Below are 25,860 nucleotides of genomic sequence, written 5' to 3'. Positions count from 1 at the left end.
GGGGATTTCGTTCACCCCACGGTAACCGCTTGTGAAGCCATGCACAAAGTTGCTCGAAGGCCCCCGAATGTGCTTCTCACCTGCGTCACGGCCGACGAGGGTCCGCTCAGCGGGCCAGATCGGCACGCAGTCGCGCCTCGTCCACCTCCCAATAACTGTGCTCCCGCCCGTCCAGCAGGACGACGGGCAGACGGTCGCCGAATTCGGCACGCAATTCGGGATCCCTTGCGGCAGCTTCGTCCACATCGATGCAGGTGACCTGCAGCCCGAACTCTTCACAGAGCTGCTCGAGCTGCCGGTGCGCCGGCTCGCACGCGGCGCACCCGGCACGGACCAGAAGCGTGACGTCGTGACGGAGTGCGGACGCGTCGGGGGCGCGGAAACGATCATCGGTCATGCATCCACTCTGCGCCATCGCCCGTCGAGATGAAGGTCACACCCTCACGACCGCGTTGTTCCTCCTCGGGTGCGCATCCTCGGGTGCGCGTCGCGTACGGGCTACGCTGGGCGCGGGTCACCCGTGATCAGGGACGGGTGGGAGGGCCCGGCCGTCGCGACACCGGAGGTGCGAGTGCCAACAGGTTCGTTTCCCTACGTGTGGGGCATGGGCGAAACATGGGCGCGGATCATCAGGCCCGGCCGGCGGCTGCTGTCCCGAAAGTTCGGCCCGAGCGAAGAAGAGGTGCGCGCCAACCTCGCGGGCGCGGCGAGTGCCGATGCCGCTCTCGCGATGCAGGAGTCACGGACCGAGCCCGAACCCGATCTCGACGCCGCACCACCGGCTCGCGATCTCACCGCGGCCGCGTTCTTCGACGTCGACAACACCATGGTGCAGGGCGCGTCGATCATCCACTTCGCGCGCGGACTGGTCGCGCGCGACTACTTCCGGAAGTCGGACCTGTTCGAGTTCGCGTGGCAGCAGGTGAAGTTCCGCGTCACCGGCAAGGAGAATGCCCACGACGTCGCCATCGGCCGCGACAAGGCGTTGTCGTTCGTGCAGGGCCGCTCCACCGAGGAACTTCGGCAACTCGGCGAAGAGATCTACGACGAGATCATCGCCGACAAGATCTGGGCCGGCACCCGCGCGCTCGCGCAGATGCACCTCGACGCAGGTCAGCAGGTCTGGCTGGTCACCGCGACACCGGTCCAGCTCGCGGATGTCATCGCGAAACGGCTCGGTCTGACCGGTGCGCTCGGCACCGTCGCGGAAGCCGAGGACGGCAGGTTCACCGGCCGGCTCGTCGGCGACATCCTGCACGGTCTCGGCAAGGCGCACGCCGTGCGTGCGCTTGCCATCGGTGAAGGCCTCAACCTCAAACGGTGCACCGCGTACTCCGACAGCCACAACGACCTGCCGATGCTGTCGGTGGTGGGTACCGCTGTGGCGATCAACCCCGACCCCGATCTCCGGCAGGTCGCGCGGACGCGGGGATGGGAGATCCGGGATTTCCGGACGGGCCGCAAAGCCGCGAAGGTCGGGGTGCCCACCGCGCTGGGCCTCGGAGCGGCCGGCGGTGCGGTCGCCGTGATGGTCGGGCGTCGCCGCGACCGCAACTGACAGTCGCACGACCGCGACGGGCCGGAGGAAGCTCTAACCGAGGAAGACGTTGCGGCGGCGCGTGAGCAGTTTGTAGAGCGTCTGCTGGATGGTTTCCCGAACGTGGTCGGTGACCTCGAACAGCACCATCGGGTCGTCGGCTGCCACTTCGTCGTACACATCGGTGTTGATCGGTGTGCCGAATTCGATGTACCACTTGGACGGCAGCGGAATGATCCCGAGCGGGCCGAGCGCCGGGAACAGCGGCGTGACGGGAAAATACGGCAGGCCCAGCAACCGCGCGAGGGACGACAGGTCTGCCAGGTTCGGGTAGATCTCCTCCGAACCCACGATCGAGCACGGCACGATCGGGGCGTGGGTCTTGAGCGCCGCCGACACGAATCCGCCGCGGCCGAACCGTTGCAGCTTGTAGCGCTCCTTGAACGGTTTCCCGAGACCCTTGTAGCCCTCCGGGAACACCGCGACCACCTGGTCCTCGCGCAGCAGCCGTTCGGCGTCGGGGTGGCACGCGAGGGTGTGGCCGGCTTTGCGTGCGACCGTCCCGACCAACGGCATGTCGAACGCGAGATCGGCGGCGAGCATCCGCAGCGGCCGTCCCGCGCGTTCCCGCACCGCGACCGAGGTCATGAGCGCGTCGAGAGGCAACGTCCCGGCGTGGTTGGCGACGACGAGCGCGCGCCCGTCGGTGGGGATGTTCTCGGCACCGCGCACCTCGACCCGGAACCACTTCTCGAACAGCGGACGCAGGACGGGCTGGACCACGTTGTCGGCGAAATGCGGGTCGAAGCCGAAATCGTCGACCTCGTAATCGCCGGTCATGCGCCGCCGCACGAATTCGGCCGTGCCGATGACCTGGGCGATGAGGGCATCGCGGAAGTCGTCGAGCAGTCCACCGGTATCGACGGACTGCTTCGCCTCGCTCTCCTTCCGCTCGGGAGGACCCGGCGTCACGGTGCGGTGCGTGCCTCCGCCCGCCGGACGACGCGAACCGGCGTGCAGCGGGATCACCTTGGCAACCTGTGTCATCGAACCTCCGTTCGCTCTCCCAGGGCGGACAGCACCATCGACTCGGCTTTGTCCACCCATTCGGTCTTCATCACCCGGGTGAGGCCGATGCCCCGCGCGAAGTCGTCGAGCGCGTCCCGCGTCGTCCATCGCGGCTCGAAGCCCAGTTCGGTACGCATGCGCGTGGTGTCGAGGCCACAACCGAAGTGGAAATAGTCGAGTTCTTCCTTCGTGAACGACTTCATCACCGAACCCATGAGCGCGTGCCCCGCGGTGCGGAACAGCGCGTAGGGCATCGGCACCGTCACGCCACCCGCCCGGCGGACGGCCTGCGACATCATGACGATGCCGTCGCCGGCGATGTTGTAGGTTCCGGACGGCCCCCTGCCGACGACGGCATGTTCGAGGGCGCCGAGGGCGTCTTCCTCGTGGAGAAGTTGCAGCCGCGCGTCGCGGCCGAGCACGCTGGGGACCAGCGGCGAGGTCAGATAGGTCGACACGGAACCGGGCAACCGGCTCCCGACGGTCGGGGCAAGTCGCAGGATCGTCGTCGCGATGTCGCTGCGGCGGCGGGCCAAGCCGCGCAGGTAGCCCTCGATTTCGATCATGTCCCGGGCGAAGGGCCCGGTGGGCCGGCGGCGGGCGCTCATCTCTTCCGTGAACTTCGCCGGGTCCTTGGCGCTCGAGCCGTAGACGACCGAGGACGACCGCAGCACGACCTTGCGCACCGACGGCGCTTTCTGGCACACGGCGAAGAGTTGCATGGCGCCGAGGATGTTCATGTCCTTCATCGCTGCGCGACTGCCGGACTTGGGAGCTTTGGCGACGGCCGACGCATGCACGACCGTGTCGACGTCCATGTTGCGGATAACTTTGCCGAGGAGCGGGTTCCGGATGTCGGCGAGGACGAATTCGGCGCGGCCCATCCGCCGGTGCATGTCTTTGGTGGGGGATTGCGTATCGACGGCGATCACGCGCTCGATTTCGGGATTCTGCGCCAGTCGTGTGACGAGGTAGCCGCCCAGGAACCTGCTCGCACCGGTGACGAGCACCACACGAGATTGTTCTGCTTCCCGCCCCTGCGAACTCACATCCACCCCTGCCTGTGACACCAGCGAGCTCTTACGCTGTCGCGGTCCTCACGGTATGCGGCCACAATACGGCGCGTTCGGCATGCGCGCATTACACCCGGGGCGATGCCGCCATCCGCGGCGCGGCGACCGGACGCGGATACAAGCGATGCCCGCCACCGTGAAGGGGGCGGGCATCGGCAAGCTCAGAGACTTACTTGCCGAGTTTGCGACGCTGCACGCGAGTGCGACGGAGCAACTTGCGGTGCTTCTTCTTGGACATGCGCTTGCGGCGCTTCTTGATCACAGAACCCATGTGGGCATCCCTCACGTTTCTTATAGCGTTCCTACGCACGCCGGTGACGTACGCCTGATGTATGTCGACGCTGGCCCTCGTTGAGTTCAGCGCCTCACGACACCGGCCGCCGGTACGACGAAAAGCAATCGTACCGGGGCGGGTACGCCTTGGTGAAACCGAGGTCCGCTCCGTGACGCGACTGCCTTCGACGATCCGTCACCCGACGTCGAAATACGATGTCTCCAGGTAGTCGTGAACCGCCTTCGCATGCACTCGGAACGAGCGTCCGACGCGCACCGCGGGTAGTTCACCACTGTGGACCAGCCTGTAGACGGTCATCTTCGACACCCGCATCAACGCCGCCACTTCGGCGACCGTCAGGAATTGGGTACCGGCGAGAACCGATTGTCCGTCTTGGGGTTGTTGCCCCTTCGACGGCGTGTTTCCTGTAGCCATTACACACCTCCGGCACGTCCGCGCCGCCGGCTTCCCCTCCGGCGGAACAGACACGCACGTGCTGTTTCGAGCTTAGCGTGACGAATGGTTCCTGTGCGACGATGACGACCGGTATTTTCCGGACTCCCGATCCGGTACACCCCATAATGAGGGGTTTACGCGGTGCCCGGCCCCGGTTCGGGCGCACTGCCGATCTGCTGCGAGCGGGCACGCGCGGCGTCGATCGCCTCGTAGAAGGCGTTGCGGACGCCCCCGCGTTCGAGTTCCCGGACAGCGGCCGCGGTGGTCCCGCCCGGTGAAGTGACCGCGGCACGCAGGTCCGCGGCGTTCTCCCCCGACTGCGCGAGCATGGCCGCCGAGCCCGTCATCGTCTGGACGACGAGTTCGGTGGCGACCGCGCGGGTGAGCCCGACCGCGACGCCCGCGTCGATCATGGCTTCGGCCACCAGGAAGAAGTAGGCGGGGCCCGAACCCGAGACAGCGGTGACGGCGTCGATCTGCGCTTCCGGCACCACCGACACGGTGCCCACCGTGGAGAGGAGTTCCCGGACGGTGTCGAGGTGCTGTGGCCGAGCGTGCCGGCCCGCGGCCAGAACGCTCGCGCCCTGCCCGACGAGCATCGGCGTATTCGGCATCACCCTGACGACGGGGAAGCCCGCCGGAAGCTTCTTCTCGTAGCGCGCCGTGGTGACACCGGCAGCGAGGGAGACCAGAATCTGTTCGTTCTCGCTGTCGAGGTCGGCCGACGACAACGCCGTGACCACCGCGTCGACGTCGTTGGGTTTGACGGCCACCACCACGACGTCCGCACCCTCGGCTGCGTCGGATGTGCTGTCGGTGACGCGGATCGAGTACTCCGCGGCCAGTTCCTGTGCACGTTCCGGGTACTTCTCGGCCACGACGAGATCCTTCGTCGCGAAGCCGTTGTGCAGCAGTCCGGAGATCAGGGCCTCGCCGATCTTTCCGCCACCGATCACAGCAATTCTCGTCATAGGTGACAGCCTGCCACGACGCGCTGCCCGTCCGGTATCGCAGGTCGTGTGTCGGCAACCACCGCCTTGCGGCGCTGCCTCAGCGCGGGATCATCGCCAGCTGACGCGACTGCACGACGACTGCGCCCGTGGAGTCGACCACGGTGTGGTCTTCCTCGAACCACTTGTTGCCCAGCACGCTGCTCTCCGCCGTCACCCGCAGCCATCCGGGGGCGGGCACGCGGCGCAGGTATGCGGTGAGCTGCACGGTGGGTGCCCAGCCGAACATGCCGCGGTTCATCGTGACGGGTGCGGAGATGTCGCCCGCCATGAGTGCGAACAGCACGGCGGTGTCGATATCGGTCTCGTCGTCCGGGCGGGGGCGCGTCCACATCGACACCGACGGCTCCCCCTCCGTCCCGGACAGAAAATGTGCGGTCGAGCCGTCGATATGCAGATTCGCGAGCCCGGCGAACTTGACGATCCGACCCATCGGATGGTCGGGGGTCACGGCCACCGCGTCCGCGACCGGCTCCACGGGCAGCGAACTCGTGCGGTGCGGCACGGTGTGGAGCGGCTCGCCGCCGTCCGGGACACCGAGGGTCACGCTCGCACGGACCGCCACCCGGCCTCCCTGCGCGAGTTCGACGTCGACGACCCCGACCTGCCGGCCGTTCTTGCGCAGGGTCGTGGTGAGGTCCACCTCGCCCGGATCGGGCGCGGAGACGAACGAGGCGCTGACGGCGAGCGGTTGCACGGCCGCATCCGCACCGGCAGCGAGAATTTCCCGGCGTGCAGCGGCGGCACACACCGCGAGCATGCAGCCACCGTGCACCTTCGGCCCGATTGTCCACAGGGGGTCGATATGCGCCTGCCAGGCGTTCTGGCCCGTCGCGGTGACGGTGACGAGGTCGCGGAAAGGATGGGAATGGGCCGTGCTCACGGGTTCTCCTCGGTGTTCGACTTGCCGGTGGTTCTACTCGGGGTCTCGTGCGGGGGCACGAAGAGTCCCGCCGCAAGGTGCTGATGGGCGAGACGGCGCATCGCCGTGAGGACCGGCTCGTACAGTGCGGTGCCGAGCACCGCGGCCTCGACGGTCTCGTGCGGGGAGCCCGTGGGCAGGGCTCCGACCTCGAAACGCGCGATCTCCCGGATGTGCTCGCCGTACGCGTCGATGCGGCGCCCGGACATCGGGAGCCCGGCGGCGTCGAGCGCCGCGAGCGCGTGTTCGAGCTGCGCGACGGCCGCGAACCGGGGGTCGTAGAGCTGACCGAGATGCTCGAGCACGCGCCTGGCGCGCGGATATTCGGGATCCTCGCCACGGGTAGGGCCGCCGGTGTTTCCGGGTTCTTCGTGGACGTACGGCGGGAGCGTGGCGATCGCCTTGCCGAGCGCCTCGAACAGGTCGTCTCCCGGATGGTCCGCGAGCGCGACGATCATCTTGATCCTGTCGAGCGGAAGACCCTGGGCGGCGAGGGCGCGGACGAGACCGAGTCGCCGGACGTGCCGGTCGTCGTACTGCGCCTGCGTCGCGCTGGTCACCCGGCCGGGCATGAGCAGCCCTTCGCGCAGGTAGTACTTCACCGTGGGGAGCGGCACGCGAGCGCGCGAGGCGAGTTCGGAGATGCGCACGGATCGACCCCTTTCACCCTCGGTCGATAATGGATACTACAGCTATCCAATCTCGGCAGACAGCAGTACCCGACAGCGGGTGGGATGTCGTGTCAGGCGTCGCCCTGCTGGTCGCCGGCGTCGGCGTCGTCCGACTGCGCGGGTATCCGGGCAACCTCCGTGAGGCGCAGATGCTCCGGACCCGAGGTCAGTGCGCGACGTGCCGGCCGGGCAAGGTGCCGGCGCGCGAACTCGAGGGACCGCGCGAGCATGGCCGAGCGTTCCGCCCGGGTGCGCGCACTCTGTGTGCTCACCTCGAGCACGACCTGTCCGGCGAAGTCGCTGTCCGCGAGTCGACGGCACATGTCCGCGCACGGCTGGGTGCCGTCCCCCGGGACGAGATGCTCGTCCACCGGCGATCCGCGGCCGTCCGCGAGGTGCAGGTGGGTCAGCCCGTCCCCCATCCGGTCGGCCAATGCCATCGGATCCATTCCGGCCGTCGCGGTGTGCGACAGATCGAGCGTGTAGTGCGGGAATCCGGTGTCCGTCGGATCGAGCGAAGGCCGGAAAGTGGACACCGCCCGGCCCAGTCCGCGGCGCCGGAGGCGTTCGGCTCCACGCTCACGACCGCCGAGCAGGACGTCGGCACGCATCGGGAACATGTTCTCTACCGCGACGGATACGTCACTGGTGTCCTCGAGCGCCGCGACCTGGTCCGGGAAACCGTCCGCGTATCGACGCTGCCAGCGGAACGGCGGATGGATCACCACCGTGGCCGCGCCGAGGATCTCCGCGGCCCGCACCGATCGCTCGAGCTTCGCAACCGGGTCGGCGCCCCAGACTCGCTGGGAGATGAGCAGGCACGGCGCATGCACCGCCAGGACCGGCACTCCGTACTTGCGCACCAGTCGCTCGACCGCACCGAGGTCCTGGCTGACGGGGTCGGCCCACACCATGAGTTCGACACCGTCGTATCCGAGGTCCGCCGCGAATCGGAAGGCCGCTTCCGTGTTCTCGGGGTACACGGAAGCGGTCGACAGCCCTACCCGTATGCCGTTCGCCGTCATCATCGGATCATCACCCGTTGGGCATCAGGAACAGGAGGGGTCCGAACGCAACGAACACGCCGACCGCCAGAGCGATGAGCTGGCTGGCGATGTCGTCGGTGCGGCGCAGAATCCGCACCAGCGCGACGAGACCCACGATCACCAGCAACGCCAGGCCGAATGCCACCCACGGCATCATGTCCCAGAGCTTCTCGAAACCCTTGAACAACAGTGCCCCTGCGGCGACCGCGGCAACGCTTTCGGTGATCAGCAGGGCCCATTGCTTGAGGCTGCTGCCGCCGGGCTCGTCGTCTGCACCGTCCTGTGGGGCGTCGTCCGTCCGGTCATCCCGGGAGGTGCGGCCGCTCGTCTGCTCGTCCACGTCGGACGGGTTCGCCGGGGCGACCTTCCGGGGGGAGGCCTTTTCGGGGACGTCCTCGGTGTTCTTCCGGCGACGCTTGCCCCGTGCGGGAGTGTCGGCACCGTCGCCGGCCGCGGAGCCAGGCGCGCCCTTCCGCGCATCCCCGACCGGCTCGGCGAAGCCGTAGGTGTCGGTCGGGTCGTTCTCGTCCTCGGTGCCGGTGCCTTGCAGGTCGCTGGCGGGACCGGAGAGCAGTCGCGGCTCGGCGACGTCCCCGCCCCGCGGGGTAGGCACGGGCGCACTCTGGGTGTCCGGTGCCGAAATGCCCAGGTGTGCGCGGGCACGTCGAGGAAGTGCGGCAGGCCTGATCACTTCGGTGGGCGACTCGACCTTCGGTGCTTCCCGCACCGCGGCTGCCGACGGCGCCGAGCCGCGGGAGCCGGACGTCGCGCCTCGCGGAGCGGAGGTCGAACGGGAAGCGATGGTGGGCTTGGCTCCGAGGCCACTTTTGGGTGTTGCTGTCGGCGAGCCGAATTCGGGGCGCGCGGTCACGGTGGTCAGCTCCGTCGCCGACGGCGGTGCCGGGGTGACGAGTTCGGGGACCTCGACCTGGGGAGTGACCGGCACGACGGGCTCGACGCGCGGAGTTTCGGGAACGACGAATTCCACCCGGGGGACGGACGGCGCCACCGGCTCGACCTTCGGCACCTGTGGTGCCGCGTCGGCCGATCGTGTCCCGGCGGACGCGGAGTCGTCGGCCCGCGTGATGGGGATTTCGCCGGTCAGCTCGGCGACGGAGATTCCGCCGCTCGTGCCACGCCGACGGCGTCCACCACTGCGCGAGTTCACCTTCTGGCCGTTACGGGCCAGCAGTTCGGCAACGGAGACCTGCCCCGTGTCGTTTCTCCGATTCTCGGTCATCCGGCAGTCACCACCAGTTCGCCCCCCATGTCGGTATCGAGCTTCCGCAGAATCAGGCCTTCGCGCAATGCCCACGGGCAGATCTGCAATGTTTCCACGCCGAGTGCGCGCATGCTCGCCTCGGCGACCAGCGCTCCCGCGACGAGTTGCTGGGACCGGTCCGAGCTCACACCCTCGAGTTCGGCGCGGTCGGCCGTGGTCATCCGGGAGATGAATGCGATGAGCTGCCGGAGGCCGCTCGCGGTCAGTGTGCGCTGCACCCGCATACCCGCCGACGACGGCGCGGCCCCGGTGAGCCGCGCGAGCGTCCGGAAGGTCTTCGAGGTGCCGACGCACAGGTCGGGATCGCCGGCGTGGCGCAGGTGCTTGGTGGGCTGGACGAGTTCGGCGTCGAGCCAGTCACGGAGCGCGGCGATCCGCCGCTTGCCGGGCGGATCCTCGGGGAACCAGTCACGGGTGAGACGCCCGGCGCCCATCTGGAGCGAATACGCGACGTCCGGGTCCTCGTCCCCACCGAACGACAACTCGAGCGAACCGCCGCCGATGTCGAGGTTCAGGATGCGGCCGGCACTCCACCCGTACCAGCGCCGCACCGCGAGAAACGTCAGCCGCGCTTCTTGTTCGCCCGACAGCACGTCGAGAGAAACCCCGGCTTCGCGGCGCACGCGGTCCAGCACGTCGTCGGAGTTTCCGGCGTCGCGCACCGCCGAGGTGGCGAACGCCATGAGCTCGCCGCACCCCGAGGTCCGGGCGATGCTTGCGAATTCGGCGACCGTCTCCACCAGCCGATCGGCGCCCCGAGTGGTGATGTCGCCTGCGTCGTCCATGTTCTCCGACAACTGCAGTGTCGCCTTGGTAGAACTCATAGGTGTGGGATGGCCGCCACGATGGGCGTCCACCACAAGTAGGTGAACGGTATTGCTTCCGACGTCGAGTACCCCTAAGCGCACATCAACACGTTACTGGGTCTACCGTCGAGACCTGTGACAGCAGGTATGCCCGGCGCCCCACGCAAGCTCGATCCGGCCCCGGAGGTTCCCCTCGATTTCCCGCGGGAGTGGGTCGAGTTCTACGACCCCGACAACGACGAGCACCTCATCGCAGCAGACATGACCTGGCTGCTGTCCCGGTGGACGTGCGTCTTCGGCACACCTGCCTGCCAGGGCATCATCGCCGAGCGCCCGGACGACGGGTGCTGCTCGCACGGCGCGTTCATGTCCGACGAGGACGACCGCGTCAAGCTGGAGAAGGCAGTGAAACATCTCACGCCCGACGACTGGCAGTTCATGGACAAAGGGCTCGGCAAGAAGGGCTTCCTCGAAGAGGACGAACTCGAGGACGAACCCGCGCTCCGGACTCGCCGGTACAAGGGCGCGTGCATCTTCCTCAACCGGCCCGGGTTCGAGGGCGGGGTCGGCTGCGCGTTGCACAAGATGGCCCTGCGGCGCGGTATCGAACCGCTCGAGATGAAGCCGGACGTGTGCTGGCAGCTCCCGATCCGGCGCACCCAGGACTGGATCGAGCGTCCCGACGGAACCGACATCCTGCGGACGGTCATCACCGAGTACGACCGGCGAGGCTGGGGCGAGGGTGGGCACGACCTCGACTGGTACTGCTCCGGCTCCCCCGACGCCCACGTCGGCGAACGTCCGGTGTGGCAGTCCTATGCGCCCGAGCTCACCGAACTCCTCGGTGCGGCCGTCTACGACGAACTGGCACGTCTGTGCCGGCGACGTCAGGGTCTGGGACTCGTCGCGGTCCACCCCGCGACGACAGCCGCGCACAACCACTCCTGACGGCGTGCGGGGTGCTCGTCACTCCTCGAGCTTGTAGCCGAGTCCGCGAACCGTGAGCAGATGCTGGGGTCGCGCAGGGTCGGCTTCGATCTTCGACCGCAGACGTTTGACGTGGACGTCGAGTGTCTTGGTGTCGCCCACGTAGTCGGCGCCCCACACGCGGTCGATGAGCTGCCCTCGGGTGAGCACTCTGCCCGAGTTCCGCAACAGGTATTCGAGGAGGTCGAATTCCTTGAGCGGCAACGATATCGGCTCGCCGTTGACCTGCACGACGTGGCGGTCGACGTCCATGCGCACCGGTCCCGCCTCGAGCACCCCGTCGGGTTGTCCACTCTCGACCTCGGCCTCGGCGCCCCGCCGCAGGACCGCTCTGATCCGGGCGATCAACTCGCGGGCCGAGTACGGCTTGGTGACGTAGTCGTCGGCTCCGAGTTCGAGACCGACAACCTTGTCGATTTCGCTGTCGCGAGCGGTCACCATGATCACCGGGACACCGGAGCGACTGCGCAATTGCTTGCACACGTCCGTGCCACTCATGCCGGGCAGCATCAGATCCAGCAGGACGATGTCCGCCCCCGCGCGATCGAACTCCGCGAGCGCGGAGGGCCCGTCGCCCACGATCGTCGCCTCGAATCCTTCCTTGCGCAGCAGGAAGGCGAGTGGATCCGCCAGCGATTCCTCGTCCTCGACGATCAGCACACGCGTCACTGCCTGGTCCTCCGTACGTTCCGTGGGAGCCACCCGGGTCTCCGGGTCGCGTTGTCCGTCACCGGCCGACTCCGCTTTCACGGTCCGCCATCGAATTGTCGTCGACGTCCCCCTCCACGTGGGCGGGGATGAGCAGGGTGAAGGTCGATCCCGTTCCGGGCTTGCTCCACAGGGTGATCTCGCCGTTGTGGTTCGCGGCGACGTGCTTGACGATCGCGAGACCCAGACCGGTGCCGCCTGTCGCGCGCGACCGGGCCTTGTCGACGCGGAAGAATCGTTCGAACACGCGCTCCTGGTAGTCCTTCTCGATGCCGATTCCGCGGTCGGTGACCGCGATGGCGACCTTCCCGTCGCGCAGTGAACGGCTCACCGACACGGGTGAGCCCGGCGGCGAGTAGGCGATCGCGTTCGCGATGAGATTGGTCAGCGCGGTGACGAGGAGCGTCCGGTCGCCGAGCACCTCGAATCCGGAGGGCTTGTCGGTGGTGATCTCGATGTCGGCGTTCTCCGCGGTCAGACGGGTGCGCGCGAGGGACTCCTCGATGACCGTGTCGACGTCGACGACTTCGAGATCCGGGAGTTTCTCGGCGCCCTGGAGATTGGAGAGGGCGATCAGTTCGGTGACCAGGTTGCCGAGGCGGACAGCCTCGCTCTGCACCCGCCGGCCGAAATGCCGGACGCTGTCCGGGTCGTCGGCAGATTCGAGCAGAGCCTCGGCCAGCAGTCCCATCGCCCCGACCGGCGTCTTCAACTCGTGGCTCACGTTGGCGACGAAGTCTCGGCGGGTTGCTTCCATACGCACGTGCTCGGAGTCGTCGTATGCGTAGAGGACGACGAACCTGGGGTCGTCGTCGAGGAGTATTCGTGCCACGCAGCGCACTGCGATGTGGTCGCGGCCGTGGGGCGTCTTGGGACCGAGGTCGAGTTCGAGAGGCTCACCCGTCTGGAGGACCCGGGTGGCGACCGCCCATGCGCGATCTTCGACGAGACGGTTGCGCACGAGCCCGAGCTCTTCTGCGCGGGGGTTGAACAGGATCACGTCATGGAATTTGTCCACGACGGCGATACCGGTCGCGGACCCGTAGACCACGCGATCGAGAACATCCGCCATGGTGGGACCCGCGTCGTCGCGCTCGGCGGCGCGGCGTCGCCGGGTCGATTGCGACACCGCCAGCGCGAGAACGGCGCCGAGGACCGCGGCAACGATTGCCAGCAGGACCGCCTGCGTAACACTCACGATGAGAATCGTAGTAACACCGGCACGGCGGACGACACCGGGTCGATGACGTTCACTGCACGTCACGCCCTTTTTTGCGGGCATTGTCCGGTTGTTCATCCACCGTTTGCCGTGCCCGCACGAGACGTGTCGCGCGCGGGCACGGCGGCGGCACTACTTCTTCGCGCCCTGGTTGGCGACTGCCGCGGCGCCGGCAGCGGCGGCCTCGGGGTCGAGGTAGGTTCCGCCCGGGTTGAGGGGGCGAAGGTTCTCGTCCAGGTCGTAACGGAGCGGGATGCCGGTGGGGATGTTCAGGCCCGCGATGTCCTGATCGGAAATACCGTCGAGGTGCTTGACGAGCGCACGCAGCGAGTTGCCGTGCGCGGTGACCAGCACCGTCTTTCCGGCGAGCAGGTCCTGCGAGATCGTCGACTCCCAGTACGGGATGAACCGCTCGACGACGTCCTTCAGGCACTCGGTCAGCGGAACCTCGTCGAGATTCGCGTACCGGACATCGGTGTCCTGGCTGTACTTCGAGCCCGGCTCGATCGGCGGCGGCGGCGTGTCGTAGCTGCGGCGCCACAGCATGAACTGCTCTTCACCGAACTCGTCCTTGATCTCGGACTTGTTCTTGCCCTGCAGCGCGCCGTAGTGACGCTCGTTGAGTCGCCAGTCCCGGACGACGGGGATCCAGTGCCGGTCGGCGGCGTCGAGGGCGAAGTTCGCGGTGCTGATCGCACGGCGCAGCAGCGACGTGTAGACGATGTCGGGCAGGACACCCTGTTCCGCGAGCAGCGCGCCGGCACGCTTGCCCTCGGCGACGCCCTTGTCGGTGAGGTGCACGTCCACCCAGCCGGTGAAGAGGTTCATCGCGTTCCATTCGCTCTCGCCGTGGCGGAGCAGAACCAGTGTTCCGATACTCATGGTCCAATCCTGACACGGTGCGACGTCGATTTCGCCCACGGGAGGGCCAATCATCGGCCATATTTGACAACGTGCGTTGCCAATGTCGTCACGGGAACGCACCGCACGGCTGTCGCCGTCGTCGCCGAACTGGGGGGTTCCATGTCCGACGCACGCCTGTCCCGTCGCTCCGTCCTCACCGCCTTGGGTGCGCTCGGCGCCGCCGCCGCGCTGCCACCCGCTGCCGGGGCCGGTCCGCCGGGGGCGGGGGCGCCCCACCCGGTGCGGAGGGCGCCCGCGGTCCATTCGACCGGCCGTCGCGTCGCGATCCTCGGCGGCGGAATGGCCGGACTCACGGCCGCCCACGAACTCGTCGAGCGCGGATTCGACGTCACCGTCTACGAGCCGACGGCACTCGGCGGCAAGGCACGCAGCATCCCGTCCCCCGGCACCGGCAGTGGCGGCCGCCTCGACTTACCGGGAGAGCACGGGTTCCGGTTCTTCCCCGGCTTCTATCAGCACATCCCGGAGACGATGCGGCGAATCCCGTTTCCCGGCAACCCGAACGGAGTGTTCGACAACCTGGTGTCGGGCCCGGCCTTCCGGATGTCGATGCCCGGAGGCCCGGACCTCACCGCACCGGCTTCGATCAGCCCGCTGCGACTCGACGTCTACGATCTCGACTCACTGCAGCAGTCGCTCGGTGCCGCGTTCTCCCTCGGCGGTGCCATCCCCCCACACGAACTCGCGGTGTTCGCACGCAAACTGGTGATGTTCCTGACCAGTTGCCTCGAACGCCGCAACGACGAGTGGGAACACCAGACGTGGTCGCAGACCCTGGAAGCAGACGGCAAGTCGCAGGGCTACCGCGACATCCTCGTCTCCGCGCTGACGCGGCAACTCGTCGCGGCCCGTCCGCAGACGGTGTCGACCCGCACGATCGGCATCATGGGCCAGGCGTTCGTCTGGAACGCGCTGGGGACCGTACCGTCTTACGGGCACCTCGACCGCCTGCTCTCTGCACCGACGAACGAAGCCTGGATCGACCCGTGGGCAGCGCTCCTGCGCGAGCGCGGGGTGAAATTCGAAATGGGCTGGCGTGCAGATCAGTTCGACCTCGCGGGCGGCAGGGTCACCGCGGCCCGGGTTGCGCACTCCTCGGGGAATCGTGCCGTTGCCGACGCCGACTGGTTCGTCGCGGCGATGCCCGTCGAGCGCGCGGTGCCGCTGTGGTCTCCGGCCGTCCTCGACGCCGATCCCCGGCTCGAACTCATGCGCAACCTCACGACGGACTGGATGGTCGGTATCCAGTACTTCCTGCGTGCACCCACCCGAATCGCGCAGGGACACGTGGCCTATCTCGGCACCCCGTGGGCACTCACCTCGATCAGCCAGGCACAGTTCTGGCGAGGGGATTTCGCCGCGCGGTACGGCGACGGGAGCGCCCACGACTGCCTGTCCGTCGACATCTCCGACTGGGACACTCCCGGAATCCTCTACGGGAAAACCGCCAAGGAGTGCACCCCCGACGAGATCGCCCGCGAGACGTGGGTGCAGATGCAGCGCTGCCTCAACGATGTCGGCGAACCCGTGCTGCGCGACGACGACCTCGTCTCGTGGTTCCTCGATCCGGGGGTCCACTGGAACGCCGCGAGCGGACACAACACCAACGACACGCCGTTGCTCATCAACACCGCCGGCTCGTGGAAGAACAGGCCGGACGCCCACACGGCGATTCCCAACCTGTTCCTCGCCGGCGACTACGTGCGGACGGACATCGACCTGGCCACCATGGAATCAGCGAACGAGTCCGCGCGTGCCGCCGTCTCGGCCCTGCTCGTCGCCTCGGGATCCACGGCGCAACCGCCCGCCATGCACCGCCTGCACGAACCTCCGGAACTCGAGCCGTTCCGTCGCGTCGATGCGGACCGCTTTCACGCCGGGTTGCCGCACATCCTCGCAGGGTGACGAAGGTCCCCGGACAGGGCCCGGACGCAGCGACGAGGGGTCGCACGCGCGTCCGGACCCTGTCCCGTTCCGGTTCCTACGCGGACGGGACGCGCAGATCCTTACGGAGAATCTTGCCCGCGGCAGATTTCGGCACCACGTCGATGAACTGCACCTGCCGGACCTTCTTGTGCGGAGACACGCGCTCGGCGACGAACTCGATCACGTCCTGCTCCGTGAGAGACGAATCGGGCTGCCGCACAACGAACGCCTTCGGAATCTCTTCGCCCTCGTCGTCGGTGACACCGATCACGGCAGCATCCGCGATCTGCGGATGGGTCAGCAGCAACGCCTCGAGTTCGGCGGGCGGCACCTGATAGCCCTTGTACTTGATGAGTTCTTTCAGCCGATCGACGATCCTGACGGCCCCCTGCGCATCCACGGTCGCGATGTCCCCGGTGTGCAGGTACCCGTCCGCATCGAGAGTCTCGGCGGTCGCCTCGTCGTTCTTCAGGTATCCGGCCATGATGTTGGGGCCCTTGCACCACAGTTCGCCAGGCTCGGAGACTCCTTCGCCGGTGGGGTACTCGACTTCCTCACCGGTCACGGGATCGACGATCTTGCATTCCATGTTGGCGACCGCCGGCCCGACAGAATCCAGTTCGGTCTCGTTGTCCGAGAACGGGATTGCGTGCGACACCGGACTCATCTCGGACATTCCGTAACCCTGCCGGACGTTGCAGCCGAGCCGCGCCGCGACCGCACCGCCCAGCGCCTTGTCGAGCGGCGCCGCGCCGGAGAACACGGTGTGGATACTCGAGAGGTCGTACTGGTCCACCAGCGGATGCTTCGCGAGCGCCACCGCGACCGGCGGGGCGATGAACACGTAGGTGCATTTGCGGTCGGCGATGAGACCGAGGAACTCGACCAGGTCGAATTTCGGCATCGTCACCAGCGCTGCCCGATTCGACAAGGCCGCATTGAGGAGCACAGTCATGCCGTAGATATGGAAGAACGGCAGCACCGCCAGCACCCTGTCCTGCGGTCCGATCCCCATGCGCGGATTGATCTGGCACACATTGGCGACCAGGTTGCGGTGTGTCAGCATGACGCCCTTGGGGCGGCCGGTGGTGCCGGAGGAATACGGCAGCACAGCAAGATGCGTCGCCGGATCGAAGCTCACGTCGGGAGCCGCAGCGCGCTCGGCGAGCAGGTCCCTGAGCGACGGATGACCCTCTGCGCCATCGAGAACGATGAGCATGTCGTCGGGGATTCCCACAGCCTTCGCCGCTTCCGCTGCCTGCGGCAGGAGCGGCGAGACCGTCACGAGAGCCTTGGCCTCGGAGTCTTCGAGTTGCTTGACGATGTCCGCGGCGGTGTACAGCGCGTTGATCGTAGTGGCGGTGGCACCGGCACGCAGGATGCCGTGGAATACGGAGGCAAACGCCGGAACGTTGGGTGAGAGCAGGCCCACGACGTCTCCGACCGCGATACCCCGGGCGGCGAGCGCACCGGCGATCCCGTCGACCTGGCCGATGAGGGTGCGATAGTCGGTCACGTCCCCGGACGGGCCGTCGATCAGCGCGGGCCGATCGAGATCGGCCTCGTCGATGGACCCGAAGAGGAAGTCGTAGACGCTGAGGTCGGGTATCTCGACGTCGGGAAAAGGGCTGCGGAAACTCATGTGTTCTCCTCCGAGCGGATCTCGAGGGCACGCAGGTGCCGTACCGTCGGGGCAACGATACCGCACGACTGTGAGAGACCTCACAGCAGAATCGTGCCCCTGATCACCGGAAGAGACCGAGCCTGAAAAAGGACGAAAAGCCCTGCACGCGAACTATTTCGCGTGCAGGGCTCGTCACAAGCTGGGTTGTGCGCTCTCGACCCGAGGATCAGAGGTACTGGCCGCAGACCGGCCATGCGCCCGGACCCTGGCCCGCGAGCACGTTCTCCGCGATCCGGATCTGCTCCTCACGAGACGCGTTGTGCGCGTAGCCCGTACCGCCGTAGGCCTCCCAGGTGCTCTGCGAGAACTGCAGACCGCCGTAGTAGCCGTTTCCGGTGTTGATCGCCCAGTTTCCGCCGCTCTCGCACTGCGCGACGGCATCCCAGTTACCGGAGGCTGCGTTCGCCGTTCCGGTACCCAAGGCGAAGGGGGTGGCGACGAGTGCTGCGGTGGCAGCAACGGTACCGAGGGTGCGCTTGATGTCGAACTTTGCCATGTGAAATGAATCCTCTCGTGGCGTTGCTCGCGAGACGGCATATGCCGGGCAATCCGGTCGGTCGGTGCCGCTCCGGTGATCGCGTGTCTCGCTCTGCCCTGAGCTTGTGAATCCGAACAACCCGCGGGGCAGAAAGCTGCGGCGGGGCCGGTGCGTAACGCCCGTTGATTTCGGGCCTACAACGACGGTAAGCGCTCATCACGGAGCGGTCACGTCGCAGTTTTCTTGCACGGACGTTCAGGAAATTCGGACACAGGAAGGTAACTTCCCAGGTCGAGCGGAAAATGCGCGGCCCGAGGAATCGGGTTCACGCCGCCGTTATGTGAGCAGCGTCACATAAAGGACTACCGCATGCCTCGCAAATCGGGCGCGGATCACGGCTCGGTGGAGTCGGTTCAGGCCTCGTTGTTGCGCGATGCGGGGTCGAAAGGAGTACCGGTCTGCTCCTCGATCAGGTGCCGGAACGGCTCCAGATTGCGCAACGGTTCACCGCGCGAGACGCGCCACTCCCACTCCCGCTTGATCGACGAGACGAAACCGAGACCCACGATGATGTTGAAGTCGTAATCCGCGGCTTCGAGGACCTGGCCGAGTACCGCGTCGAGTTCCTCGGGGGTCACGGCGTGCTCGGCGATCCGCCCGACGAGGTAGATGTCGCCCGCTTTGTCGAGCGTGTACGCCACCCCGTAGAGGCGGCGGTTCCGGCGCAGCAGATACCGGAAGACTTCTTCGAAGTTCTCGTCGGGCTTGCGGCAGACGAACGCCTCGACGCGCACACCGTGGTTGCCCGCCGACAGCAGAACCGTGGTCTTGAGTTTGTTCTCGCCCGGCAGGTCGACGACGACGTGACCACCTTCTTTCCGGGAGAACTCGATTTCCCGGTCCCGCAAGGTGGATTCGATGCGTTCGATCAACTGCTCGGTCATGCCTTGACTCCCCCGGTGCGCCGCAACTTCCACAGCCCGCGCTGCCGTCGCAGTGCGTGCTCGCTCGTCCCGAACGCCCGGTTTCGTCTCATGCCTGCCTTCCGGTAGCTGTCGATCAATCCTTCTGCCGTGTGTTCCCAGGAAAAGCCCTCGGCATGCTTCGGCGCTGCGGCCGCGAGAGTTCGCAACCGCCCGGGGTCGCTCACGAGCGACCGTAGGGCCGCCGCCCAGTCGTCGGTGCGGTGCCCGTCGACGAGCACACCGGTCTGCCCGTCGCGGACCGCGACGCCGAGTCCGCCCACGTTCGCCGCGAGCACCGGAACGCCGCATGCCTGCGCTTCGATGGCCACGAGACCGAAAGATTCCGAATAGCTCGGCACCGCAACGAGATCGGACGCGCGGTATACCTGCGCGAGGCGGTCGGCCGGCTGGGGTGGCAGAAAGGTGACACGCGAGGCGATGCCCAGTTCGGAGGCCAGCTCGATCAGCGCATCAGGACGTTCCAGCCCGGTACCGGACGGTCCGCCGACGACGAGCACCCTCAGCGGAAGATCCGGGGCGTCGGCGACGGCACGCGCGGCCGCCCGAAGAAGCACATCCGGCGCCTTGAGCGGCTGGATGCGTCCGACGAAGGTCACGACGGTCTCACGGGGATCGAGCCCGAGTTCCGCACGCGCCGCGTCGCGGTCGCCGGGGCGGTAGCGCGACAGGTCGGCCCCCGGAGCCACCACGTCGATGCGCGACGGGTCGGCCCCGTAGATCCGCACGAGCTGGGCCGCTTCGTCGGCGGTGTTCGCGACCATGCGGTCGGCTTCGGCGACGACCTGTTGTTCGCCGATCTGGCGGGCGGCGGGCTCCGGGCTGTCGCCGGCGGCGAGCGACGCATTCTTGACCGCTGCCAGGGTGTGCGCGGTGTGGACCAGCGGCACGCCCCACCGGTCGCGCGCGAGCCAGCCCACCTGACCGGAGAGCCAGTAGTGAGAGTGGACCAGGTCGTAGTACCCCTGCGGGTGACGCGCTTCCTCGCGGAGCACTCCCGCCGCGAACGCGCACAGCTGGGTGGGCAGGTCGTGTTTGTCGAGGCCCTCGAACGGCCCCGCCGCGATGTTGCGGACCAGGACGCCGGGCGCGGCCTGCTGCACGGCAGGAACCGACGACGACGTGGCCCGGGTGAAGATCTCCACCTCGATACCGCGACGTGCGAGCTGGATCGCGGTCTGCAAGACGTATACGTTCATGCCTCCCGCGTCCCCTGTGCCGGGCTGCGCCAGCGGGGAGGTGTGAACCGAGATCACGGCCACGCGTTGCGGACGGCTGGGCTGGGAGGTCACCCCTCCATACTGCCCTGCGGCAGATCGACGCGAGCAGCGACCTCGTGCACGAGCGCCGTCGGCGCCCCTCCGGGCACTGCCGCTATCGGGACTGCGCGAACCGCGTCACCTCGTCGACGAACCGGTCCGGATCCTCGACGAACGGTCCGTGGCCGACTCCGTCCCAGATGGAGGTGGTCCCGCGCGGCACCAGCGAGGCGACGTGGTGCGCGGCCGAGACGTCGACCACCGAGTCGTCCGAACCGTGGAGCACGAGCACCGGCACCTCGAGGTCCGACAGCAGGTCGTCGTTGCTCACGGTCCGGGCGAACAGCGCGGAGCGAACGCGCGGCGGGGTACTCAGACTCGCGCCGAGCAGGGCTTGCGACGCGACTCCCGTGCCTTCGGCCGCACCGGTCAGGGCGTTCCCGAACGAGCCCAGCGCGCTCACTGCGTCGCGCGGGTCCTCCGACATCGCACCCGGGATCGCGGCACGCATCGAGGGGCCGACCCGCCCGCCCTTCTCGCCGCGGCCGAGGCTCGTGACCGCGCCGACCAGGATGACGGCGGCGACGGCGGCGGAACCGTGCGCAGCGAGATAGTCGCAGATCACGAGGCCGCCGTAGGACCAGCCGAGCAGGAGGGCGGGGTTGCGCTCGGACACGCCCTCCGCGGCGAACACAGCATCGACGTCTCCGGCCCAGGCCTTGCTGTCGTCGTAACCGCGCTCGGGTGCCCCCGAGTATCCGTGGCCGCGAAGGTCCACGGCGATCACCCGGAAGTTCCGGGCGAGCGCGTCGAGGACGCCGTCGCCCCAGCATGTCGAGGACTGCGCCCAGCCGTGCAGGAGCACGAGCGGTGGCGCATCGGCGGGGCCGAACGCGCGGTACACGAGTGGGGTGCCGTCGGCGCTGAGGACTTCGCGGACTGTCATGCGCGTCACTGTATCCGGGACCGCAGATGGATCCCCGTGGCGCAGGCCACAGCGACCAGACCTGCGGCGATACCGACTCCGAACCCCGCGGTGACGCCGACGTGATCGATGACCTGGCCGACTGCCGCCGACCCCAGGGCCACACCGACGCCGAGGCCCGCGACGGTCCACGTGATGCTCTCCGTGAGCTGACGCGCGGGCACGATCTGCTGAGTCAGGGAGGTGGCGACGATCATGGCCGGCGAGATCGCGCAGCCCGCCATCAGATAGAGCACCGCGAGGACGGGAACCGTGCCGGCGAGCAGCAGCGGCCACAGCAGGACGGACAGCGCCGCCGTCGCGATGAGCAACTGCCGTGCCGGCGCGGAATGCGCCACCCGCGACCCGAACACCAGGCCGCTCAGGGCCGAGCCCGTCGCGAACAGCGCGATCACGAAGGTCGCGGCGCCGGGCGCGTCCCGCTCGGCGGTGAACGCGACCGCAACGACGTCGATCACAGCGAAGACCACACCGATCGCGACCATCATCGCGATGATCGCCAGCAACGCGGGCAAGCGGAGCAGCTTGACGCCGGGCGTGTCCGAGCGGTGCCGATGCACGGGCGGTTCGGTCTTTCGCAGCCCCGCGAGGGTGAAGGTTCCGACGAGCAGCAGGATCGCGGCGAGCAGCGGGCCGGCTTCGGGAAACACCGCCACTCCGAGCCCCACCGACAGCACCGGGCCGACGATGAAACACACCTCGTCGATCACCGCTTCCAGCGCGAACGCCGTCCGGAGCCGGGCCGTACCGCCGTACAACTCGGTCCATCGTGCGCGGACCATCGCGCCGATCGTAGGCATCAGACCGGCGGGGAGCGCACACACGAACAGCAACGCGACGGGAGCCTCGAGGCGCACGCCCGCGAGCATTGCGACGATCGCCGTGGCGCTGACGACCGCGGCAGCGGGCAGTACCCGGCGTTGCCCGTGCCGGTCCACGGCCCGCGACACCAGCGGTGTGAACAACGCGTACGACAAGGCGAACACCGCGGACAACGCGCCGCCGAGTCCGTAATTGCCTCGCAGCTGCGAGAACATGGTGACGATTCCGATTCCGACCATTGCGATCGGCAACCGCGCCACGAATCCGGCCGCGCAGAACGCCACCGATCCCGGCGCGGTGAACAACTCGCGGTACGAGCCGCCCAGCCTCTGTGACACGTGTGCTCTCGTTCTCTTCTCTGATGGGATGTCGATATGCCCGGCCCTCGCCGTCCCGGGTCGCTTCCGGCCCGGGTAACCCCACGGAACAGTTATCCGTGCCAGCATTCACGGTATGGGCGTCCTCTTATGCTTTCACGCGCACCCCGACGACGAGGTGTTCACCACAGGCGGTGCGATGCGGCGGGCGGCCGACGCGGGGCACCGGGTCGTACTCGTCGTTGCCACCGACGGTGCACAAGGCGAGCACCCGGACGGGCTGCTCGCCCCGGGAGAGAGCCTCGCCGACCGACGGATCCGCGAAGTCGAACGTTCCGCCGAGGCCCTCGGAGTGTCGCGGCTGGTCACTTTCGGGTACGCGGACTCGGGGATGGCGGGCACACCGGCCAACGATGCCCCCGGCGCGTTCGCTCGCGTCGACGTCGAGGAGGCGGCGGCGCGCCTCGCAGCCGTGATCGAGGAGGAGCGTGCCGACGTGGTGACGATCTACGACCCGAACGGGGGGTACGGGCACCCCGATCACATTCAGGTGCACCGCGTCGGTGTCCGGGCGGAGGCACAGACCGGGCATCACGCCGTGTACGAGTCCTCCATGAACCGTGACCACCTGAAGCGGCTGTTCGCGGCGATCCCCGACATGGCGGAGGGCGCGCGGCCGCCGGACCTCGACGCATTCGGCCTGCCGGAGAGTGAACTGACCACCGCGGTCGACGTGTCCGCAGCGATCGCCGCCAAACGTGCGGCGATGCACGCACACGAGTCGCAGATCGGCGATTTCGGCCCCATGCTGGGTATGAGCGACGAAGAGTTGAGGGCCGCGTTCGGCACCGAATGGTTCCGGCTGCGGGGGGCTCCGCCCGGTCTCCACGAAACTTCGCTTCCACTCTAGAGATACGACGTGCCGTACCGACGAGAAGGAGAACCGATGGAGCATCGAGGACGCCGAGCGACGCGTGAGAGCAACAACAGGTCGCTGCTCGAGCGCTATCGTGCGACCGGCGCAGATCTTCCGTTCGGCAACCCGCTCGTCGCGCACGGCGTCGCGATGGAGGGCTACTTCTGGCGGTTCACACAGCCCGACACCGGGCGGGTGATCATCGCACTGTGCGGCGTCAACCGCTCCGACGACGGGCATTGGGCAACTCTGGGTCTCGCCGCGCATCCCAACGGATTCCTGCGTACGACTACGCATCCCGAAGCGGCAGCGGACGTGGCGCAACTGGGAGCGACAGCAGGATCGGCATTCCGTGGTGACCCCGACCGTGTCCTGATGGACCTCGGTGAGGACGGTCGACTCGACGTCCGGATCGTCCCCACCCTCCCCTGGCCCCGGCGCCGATTCGGCGGGTCGAGCGTGTTCCAGACGGTTCCGGCATTGAATCAGTATTGGCATCCGTGGCTTCTCGGGGCCCGCGCCGAAGGGTACGCGGTACTCGGGGACGAGAAGTGGGACCTCGACGGCGCACAGGTCTACGGCGAAAAGAACTGGGGTAAAGGCGGTTTCCCCGAATCGTGGTGGTGGGGACAGGCGCAGGGATTCACCGATCCCGAGGCGTGTGTGGCGTTCGCCGGCGGTCAGGTGCACTCCGGCCCCCTGCGTACCGAGGTGACCGCCGTCGTCGTGGCGCTGCCGGGCGGACCGGTGGTGCGACTGGGCAATCCCGTGACCTCGCCCGTGCGGGCCACCGTCACGGACGAGACCTGGTCGCTACAGGGACGGAACCGCCGGTGGAGTATCGAGATCGAGGCGACCTCATCCATCGGATCGGCCCACGTACTCCCGGTTCCGCTGCCCGCCGAGCGGCGCAACGTACCCGGGGCGATCGAACATCTCGCGGGATCGATGAGTGTCACCGTGCGTGAGCGCGGGAAGACGGTATGGTCCGGCGAGTCTCGGCTTGCCGCACTCGAGCACGGCGGTCTCGACCGGGCCCGAGCCGAACTGGACCGGCGGGGAGCGGACTCCGCCGCCACGGACGGACCCCCCTTGCTCTGACGGGCCGTGTGCGAACCGGGTTCGGGTTACCCCGCCGCTCGTCGCATGGCGGCGAGCGGGTCGGAGTACAGCGAACTCAGCGACACCACCCCGGCTGCGTGCGCCTGCACCCGGTTTCCGAACCCCGTGATGCGGATGTCCTTGCGGGGCAGGGTCGACGACCGAGCGAATGCATCGGCGACGTGCGGCACCGCGGCCGGGTACTCGGTGAACGCCTGACCACCGAGGATCACGCGGTCCGGGTTGAACAGATCCCGGAGCATCCCGACGGTGCGCCCGAGGACGGTGGCCCGCTCGACGAGCAGATCGTGGGCGGGCGCCGACCCTGCCCGCGCGAGGCGATACACGGCCTGGACGGTCGTCTCGTCGCCGTCGCCGAGAATCCCGTCGGCGCGCGCCCGTTGTGCGACCGCGTGGTCGCTCACCGTCGCCTCGAGGCAGCCGGTGGCACCGCAGGCGCACGACGCGGACGAGCCGGTGGGCAAGTGCGATATCGACCCGGGCCCACCGGCCGGCGTGTGCACCTTGCCGTCGAAAGTGAGGGCGACGCCGGCCGTTTCCCGTGCGTAGAAGTACAGGCTCGTGCCCTTGAGGTCGGCGGCGTCGCGGTCGCGGGTCAGAAGAAGTTCCGAGGCCGCCATCGCCTCGACGTGTGCGGCGACGGACACCGGCAGACCGAACCCACCCCCGACAACCGCACCGACCCGCGCACCGGACCATCCCAGGCGAGGGTGGTCGGCGAGCCCGGTCACCGAATCGACGCGGCCTCCCAGCGCGACGCCGACCCACAGGGGCGTCCGACGGTGCCAGCGGGCCGCAAAAGCTCTGGCGCTGGCGGTGATCGACGCGAGCGCGAGGCTCTGGTCAACGGTCGGGGTCGGCACCTCGACGGCCCCGATGATGCGCCCGCGCAGATCGCTCGCGACGATGCCCGTGGTCACGGCACCGATGTGGATGCCGACGGTGAGATACCGCTCGTGATCGACCTCGACCGGCACCCGGGGGCGGCCGATCGCACCGGACTCGACGAGGTCGGCGCGTTCGCGCAGCAGGCCCGCGGCGAGGAGCGCCGAGACCTGGCGGTTGACGGTGGCGATGCTCGACCCGGTGACCTTCGCGATGATGTCGCGGGAGATCGGGCCGCGCTGGGCGGCGACCCGGAAGACCGAGGCGCCCGTACCGTCGGCGATCTTGAGATCGGGTGGAACGATCCTGACCTGCTGCGAGGTGCGAATCGTAGTGCGGCTGCGGGCCGGTGCGACGGTGCGCGAACCGCTACGTGGTGCGGACGGGCGCGGAGAGAGAAGTGCGGACGGGGAGAGAGTGGGAGCGCTCACTGCTGTTCCTTGCTGCTGGCCCCGGGCGTGATCGGCATCCGGGAAGGGCGAAAGACGAAGGTCGACGCA

25 protein-coding genes and 1 pseudogene are annotated in these 25,860 nt (G+C 68.1%); 5 read left to right on the top strand and 21 right to left on the bottom strand.

Going from position 1 to position 25,860, the window contains the following annotated elements:
* Window positions 1–106 precede the first annotated feature (106 nt).
* Entirely contained in the window at window positions 107–397 is a 291-nt protein-coding gene (locus HF877_RS01840) for a glutaredoxin family protein (RefSeq protein ID WP_169619418.1), read from the bottom strand.
* A gap of 207 nt (window positions 398–604) precedes the next feature.
* On the opposite strand from HF877_RS01840, the gene HF877_RS01835 reads away from it, so the two are divergent.
* Window positions 605–1,558 carry an HAD-IB family hydrolase gene (locus HF877_RS01835; RefSeq protein ID WP_169619614.1) on the top strand — a complete coding sequence of 318 codons (954 nt, stop codon included), beginning with the start codon at window positions 605–607 and terminating at the stop codon, window positions 1,556–1,558.
* 33 nt (window positions 1,559–1,591) lie between these two features.
* Here HF877_RS01835 and HF877_RS01830 read toward each other — a convergent pair whose 3' ends face one another.
* The 10 genes from HF877_RS01830 to HF877_RS01785 form a co-directional block, all read right to left on the bottom strand.
* Window positions 1,592–2,584 (bottom strand): lysophospholipid acyltransferase family protein, encoded by a 993-nt coding sequence (locus tag HF877_RS01830; RefSeq protein ID WP_169619416.1) that lies wholly within the window; start codon window positions 2,582–2,584, stop codon window positions 1,592–1,594.
* Window positions 2,581–3,615, bottom strand: coding sequence for an NAD-dependent epimerase/dehydratase family protein (locus tag HF877_RS01825; RefSeq protein WP_169619613.1), 1,035 nt, complete (start codon window positions 3,613–3,615; stop codon window positions 2,581–2,583). The genes HF877_RS01830 and HF877_RS01825 overlap by 4 nt, the downstream gene beginning before the upstream one ends.
* 232 nt (window positions 3,616–3,847) lie before the next feature.
* Complete coding sequence (locus tag HF877_RS01820) at window positions 3,848–3,949, bottom strand: AURKAIP1/COX24 domain-containing protein (RefSeq protein WP_003402602.1); 102 nt, start codon at window positions 3,947–3,949, stop codon at window positions 3,848–3,850.
* Between the two features lie 198 nt (window positions 3,950–4,147).
* Window positions 4,148–4,387, bottom strand: coding sequence for a helix-turn-helix domain-containing protein (locus HF877_RS01815; protein ID WP_169619414.1), 240 nt, complete (start codon window positions 4,385–4,387; stop codon window positions 4,148–4,150).
* A gap of 155 nt (window positions 4,388–4,542) precedes the next feature.
* Window positions 4,543–5,379 (bottom strand): pyrroline-5-carboxylate reductase, encoded by an 837-nt coding sequence (proC, locus tag HF877_RS01810; protein ID WP_169619412.1) that lies wholly within the window; start codon window positions 5,377–5,379, stop codon window positions 4,543–4,545.
* Between the two features lie 79 nt (window positions 5,380–5,458).
* Window positions 5,459–6,301, bottom strand: coding sequence for a thioesterase family protein (locus HF877_RS01805; protein WP_169619410.1), 843 nt, complete (start codon window positions 6,299–6,301; stop codon window positions 5,459–5,461).
* Window positions 6,298–6,990, bottom strand: a complete 693-nt coding sequence (locus tag HF877_RS01800; protein ID WP_169619408.1) for a MerR family transcriptional regulator — start codon at window positions 6,988–6,990, stop codon at window positions 6,298–6,300. Before HF877_RS01800 ends, HF877_RS01805 begins: the two co-directional genes overlap by 4 nt.
* 92 nt (window positions 6,991–7,082) lie before the next feature.
* The gene (locus HF877_RS01795) at window positions 7,083–8,039 is read right to left on the bottom strand and encodes a sugar phosphate isomerase/epimerase (protein WP_169619406.1); all 957 of its coding nucleotides are present in this window, start codon (window positions 8,037–8,039) and stop codon (window positions 7,083–7,085) included.
* 7 nt (window positions 8,040–8,046) lie between these two features.
* Window positions 8,047–9,297 (bottom strand): hypothetical protein, encoded by a 1,251-nt coding sequence (locus tag HF877_RS01790; protein WP_169619404.1) that lies wholly within the window; start codon window positions 9,295–9,297, stop codon window positions 8,047–8,049.
* Window positions 9,294–10,247, bottom strand: coding sequence for a Ppx/GppA phosphatase family protein (locus HF877_RS01785; RefSeq protein ID WP_169619402.1), 954 nt, complete (start codon window positions 10,245–10,247; stop codon window positions 9,294–9,296). The genes HF877_RS01790 and HF877_RS01785 overlap by 4 nt, the downstream gene beginning before the upstream one ends.
* Window positions 10,248–10,292: 45 nt before the next feature.
* Between HF877_RS01785 and HF877_RS01780 the strand changes: the two genes are divergently transcribed.
* Window positions 10,293–11,093 carry a hypothetical protein gene (locus HF877_RS01780; protein WP_169619612.1) on the top strand — a complete coding sequence of 267 codons (801 nt, stop codon included), beginning with the start codon at window positions 10,293–10,295 and terminating at the stop codon, window positions 11,091–11,093.
* A gap of 18 nt (window positions 11,094–11,111) precedes the next feature.
* Here HF877_RS01780 and HF877_RS01775 read toward each other — a convergent pair whose 3' ends face one another.
* The 3 genes from HF877_RS01775 to HF877_RS01765 all read right to left on the bottom strand — a co-directional run bounded on the left by HF877_RS01775 (window position 11,112) and on the right by HF877_RS01765 (window position 13,941).
* Complete coding sequence (locus HF877_RS01775) at window positions 11,112–11,801, bottom strand: response regulator transcription factor (protein WP_169619400.1); 690 nt, start codon at window positions 11,799–11,801, stop codon at window positions 11,112–11,114.
* Between the two features lie 58 nt (window positions 11,802–11,859).
* Complete coding sequence (locus HF877_RS01770) at window positions 11,860–13,038, bottom strand: ATP-binding protein (protein WP_169619398.1); 1,179 nt, start codon at window positions 13,036–13,038, stop codon at window positions 11,860–11,862.
* A gap of 153 nt (window positions 13,039–13,191) precedes the next feature.
* On the bottom strand, window positions 13,192–13,941 hold the full coding sequence (locus HF877_RS01765; protein ID WP_169619396.1) for a phosphoglyceromutase: 750 nt from the start codon (window positions 13,939–13,941) through the stop codon (window positions 13,192–13,194).
* 141 nt (window positions 13,942–14,082) lie between these two features.
* Here HF877_RS01765 and HF877_RS01760 point away from each other — a divergent pair, with 141 nt between their 5' ends.
* Window positions 14,083–15,888: an FAD-dependent oxidoreductase gene (locus HF877_RS01760; protein ID WP_169619394.1), complete on the top strand. Its 1,806-nt coding sequence runs from the start codon at window positions 14,083–14,085 to the stop codon at window positions 15,886–15,888.
* Window positions 15,889–15,964: 76 nt separating this feature from the next.
* Here HF877_RS01760 and HF877_RS01755 read toward each other — a convergent pair whose 3' ends face one another.
* The 6 genes and pseudogenes from HF877_RS01755 to HF877_RS01730 all read right to left on the bottom strand — a co-directional run bounded on the left by HF877_RS01755 (window position 15,965) and on the right by HF877_RS01730 (window position 22,446).
* The gene (locus HF877_RS01755; protein WP_169619392.1) at window positions 15,965–17,551 is read right to left on the bottom strand and encodes a 4-coumarate--CoA ligase family protein; all 1,587 of its coding nucleotides are present in this window, start codon (window positions 17,549–17,551) and stop codon (window positions 15,965–15,967) included.
* A gap of 211 nt (window positions 17,552–17,762) precedes the next feature.
* Window positions 17,763–18,089, bottom strand: a pseudogene (locus HF877_RS01750) (transglycosylase family protein); the annotation flags it as partial.
* A 395-nt stretch (window positions 18,090–18,484) separates the two neighbouring features.
* On the bottom strand, window positions 18,485–19,015 hold the full coding sequence (locus HF877_RS01745; RefSeq protein ID WP_169619388.1) for a YbjN domain-containing protein: 531 nt from the start codon (window positions 19,013–19,015) through the stop codon (window positions 18,485–18,487).
* Window positions 19,012–20,346, bottom strand: a complete 1,335-nt coding sequence (gene mshA / locus HF877_RS01740) for a D-inositol-3-phosphate glycosyltransferase (protein ID WP_169619386.1) — start codon at window positions 20,344–20,346, stop codon at window positions 19,012–19,014. The genes HF877_RS01745 and mshA overlap by 4 nt, the downstream gene beginning before the upstream one ends.
* Before the next feature lie 82 nt (window positions 20,347–20,428).
* The gene (locus HF877_RS01735; protein ID WP_169619384.1) at window positions 20,429–21,259 is read right to left on the bottom strand and encodes an alpha/beta hydrolase; all 831 of its coding nucleotides are present in this window, start codon (window positions 21,257–21,259) and stop codon (window positions 20,429–20,431) included.
* Window positions 21,260–21,264: 5 nt separating this feature from the next.
* Window positions 21,265–22,446: an MFS transporter gene (locus tag HF877_RS01730; protein WP_240951929.1), complete on the bottom strand. Its 1,182-nt coding sequence runs from the start codon at window positions 22,444–22,446 to the stop codon at window positions 21,265–21,267.
* 127 nt (window positions 22,447–22,573) lie between these two features.
* Between HF877_RS01730 and HF877_RS01725 the strand changes: the two genes are divergently transcribed.
* Entirely contained in the window at window positions 22,574–23,347 is a 774-nt protein-coding gene (locus HF877_RS01725) for a PIG-L family deacetylase (RefSeq protein WP_169619380.1), read from the top strand.
* 36 nt (window positions 23,348–23,383) lie between these two features.
* On the top strand, window positions 23,384–24,454 hold the full coding sequence (locus HF877_RS01720; RefSeq protein ID WP_169619378.1) for a tocopherol cyclase family protein: 1,071 nt from the start codon (window positions 23,384–23,386) through the stop codon (window positions 24,452–24,454).
* Between the two features lie 26 nt (window positions 24,455–24,480).
* On the opposite strand, the gene HF877_RS01715 is transcribed toward HF877_RS01720, so the two are convergent.
* Window positions 24,481–25,791 carry an ROK family protein gene (locus HF877_RS01715; RefSeq protein WP_169619377.1) on the bottom strand — a complete coding sequence of 437 codons (1,311 nt, stop codon included), beginning with the start codon at window positions 25,789–25,791 and terminating at the stop codon, window positions 24,481–24,483.
* Window positions 25,792–25,860: the final 69 nt, after the last annotated feature.

Source organism: Rhodococcus sp. BL-253-APC-6A1W (assembly GCF_012843405.1).
In the GTDB taxonomy this organism is placed as follows: Bacteria; Actinomycetota; Actinomycetes; order Mycobacteriales; family Mycobacteriaceae; genus Rhodococcus.
This window is presented reverse-complemented; position numbering and strand designations above follow the sequence as displayed.

What these genes read in the sequence shown, in the direction of transcription:
- HF877_RS01840 (WP_169619418.1), bottom strand. Translation starts at nt 397, where the DNA reads ATGACCGATGATCGTTTCCGCGCCCCCGACGCGTCCGCACTCCGTCAC.
- HF877_RS01835 (WP_169619614.1), top strand. Translation starts at nt 605, where the DNA reads ATGGGCGAAACATGGGCGCGGATCATCAGGCCCGGCCGGCGGCTGCTG.
- HF877_RS01830 (WP_169619416.1), bottom strand. Translation starts at nt 2,584, where the DNA reads ATGACACAGGTTGCCAAGGTGATCCCGCTGCACGCCGGTTCGCGTCGT.
- HF877_RS01820 (WP_003402602.1), bottom strand. Translation starts at nt 3,949, where the DNA reads ATGGGTTCTGTGATCAAGAAGCGCCGCAAGCGCATGTCCAAGAAGAAG.
- HF877_RS01815 (WP_169619414.1), bottom strand. Translation starts at nt 4,387, where the DNA reads ATGGCTACAGGAAACACGCCGTCGAAGGGGCAACAACCCCAAGACGGA.
- proC (WP_169619412.1), bottom strand. Translation starts at nt 5,379, where the DNA reads ATGACGAGAATTGCTGTGATCGGTGGCGGAAAGATCGGCGAGGCCCTG.
- HF877_RS01795 (WP_169619406.1), bottom strand. Translation starts at nt 8,039, where the DNA reads ATGATGACGGCGAACGGCATACGGGTAGGGCTGTCGACCGCTTCCGTG.
- HF877_RS01790 (WP_169619404.1), bottom strand. Translation starts at nt 9,297, where the DNA reads ATGACCGAGAATCGGAGAAACGACACGGGGCAGGTCTCCGTTGCCGAA.
- HF877_RS01780 (WP_169619612.1), top strand. Translation starts at nt 10,293, where the DNA reads ATGCCCGGCGCCCCACGCAAGCTCGATCCGGCCCCGGAGGTTCCCCTC.
- HF877_RS01765 (WP_169619396.1), bottom strand. Translation starts at nt 13,941, where the DNA reads ATGAGTATCGGAACACTGGTTCTGCTCCGCCACGGCGAGAGCGAATGG.
- HF877_RS01760 (WP_169619394.1), top strand. Translation starts at nt 14,083, where the DNA reads ATGTCCGACGCACGCCTGTCCCGTCGCTCCGTCCTCACCGCCTTGGGT.
- HF877_RS01755 (WP_169619392.1), bottom strand. Translation starts at nt 17,551, where the DNA reads ATGAGTTTCCGCAGCCCTTTTCCCGACGTCGAGATACCCGACCTCAGC.
- HF877_RS01745 (WP_169619388.1), bottom strand. Translation starts at nt 19,015, where the DNA reads ATGACCGAGCAGTTGATCGAACGCATCGAATCCACCTTGCGGGACCGG.
- HF877_RS01735 (WP_169619384.1), bottom strand. Translation starts at nt 21,259, where the DNA reads ATGACAGTCCGCGAAGTCCTCAGCGCCGACGGCACCCCACTCGTGTAC.
- HF877_RS01725 (WP_169619380.1), top strand. Translation starts at nt 22,574, where the DNA reads ATGGGCGTCCTCTTATGCTTTCACGCGCACCCCGACGACGAGGTGTTC.
- HF877_RS01720 (WP_169619378.1), top strand. Translation starts at nt 23,384, where the DNA reads ATGGAGCATCGAGGACGCCGAGCGACGCGTGAGAGCAACAACAGGTCG.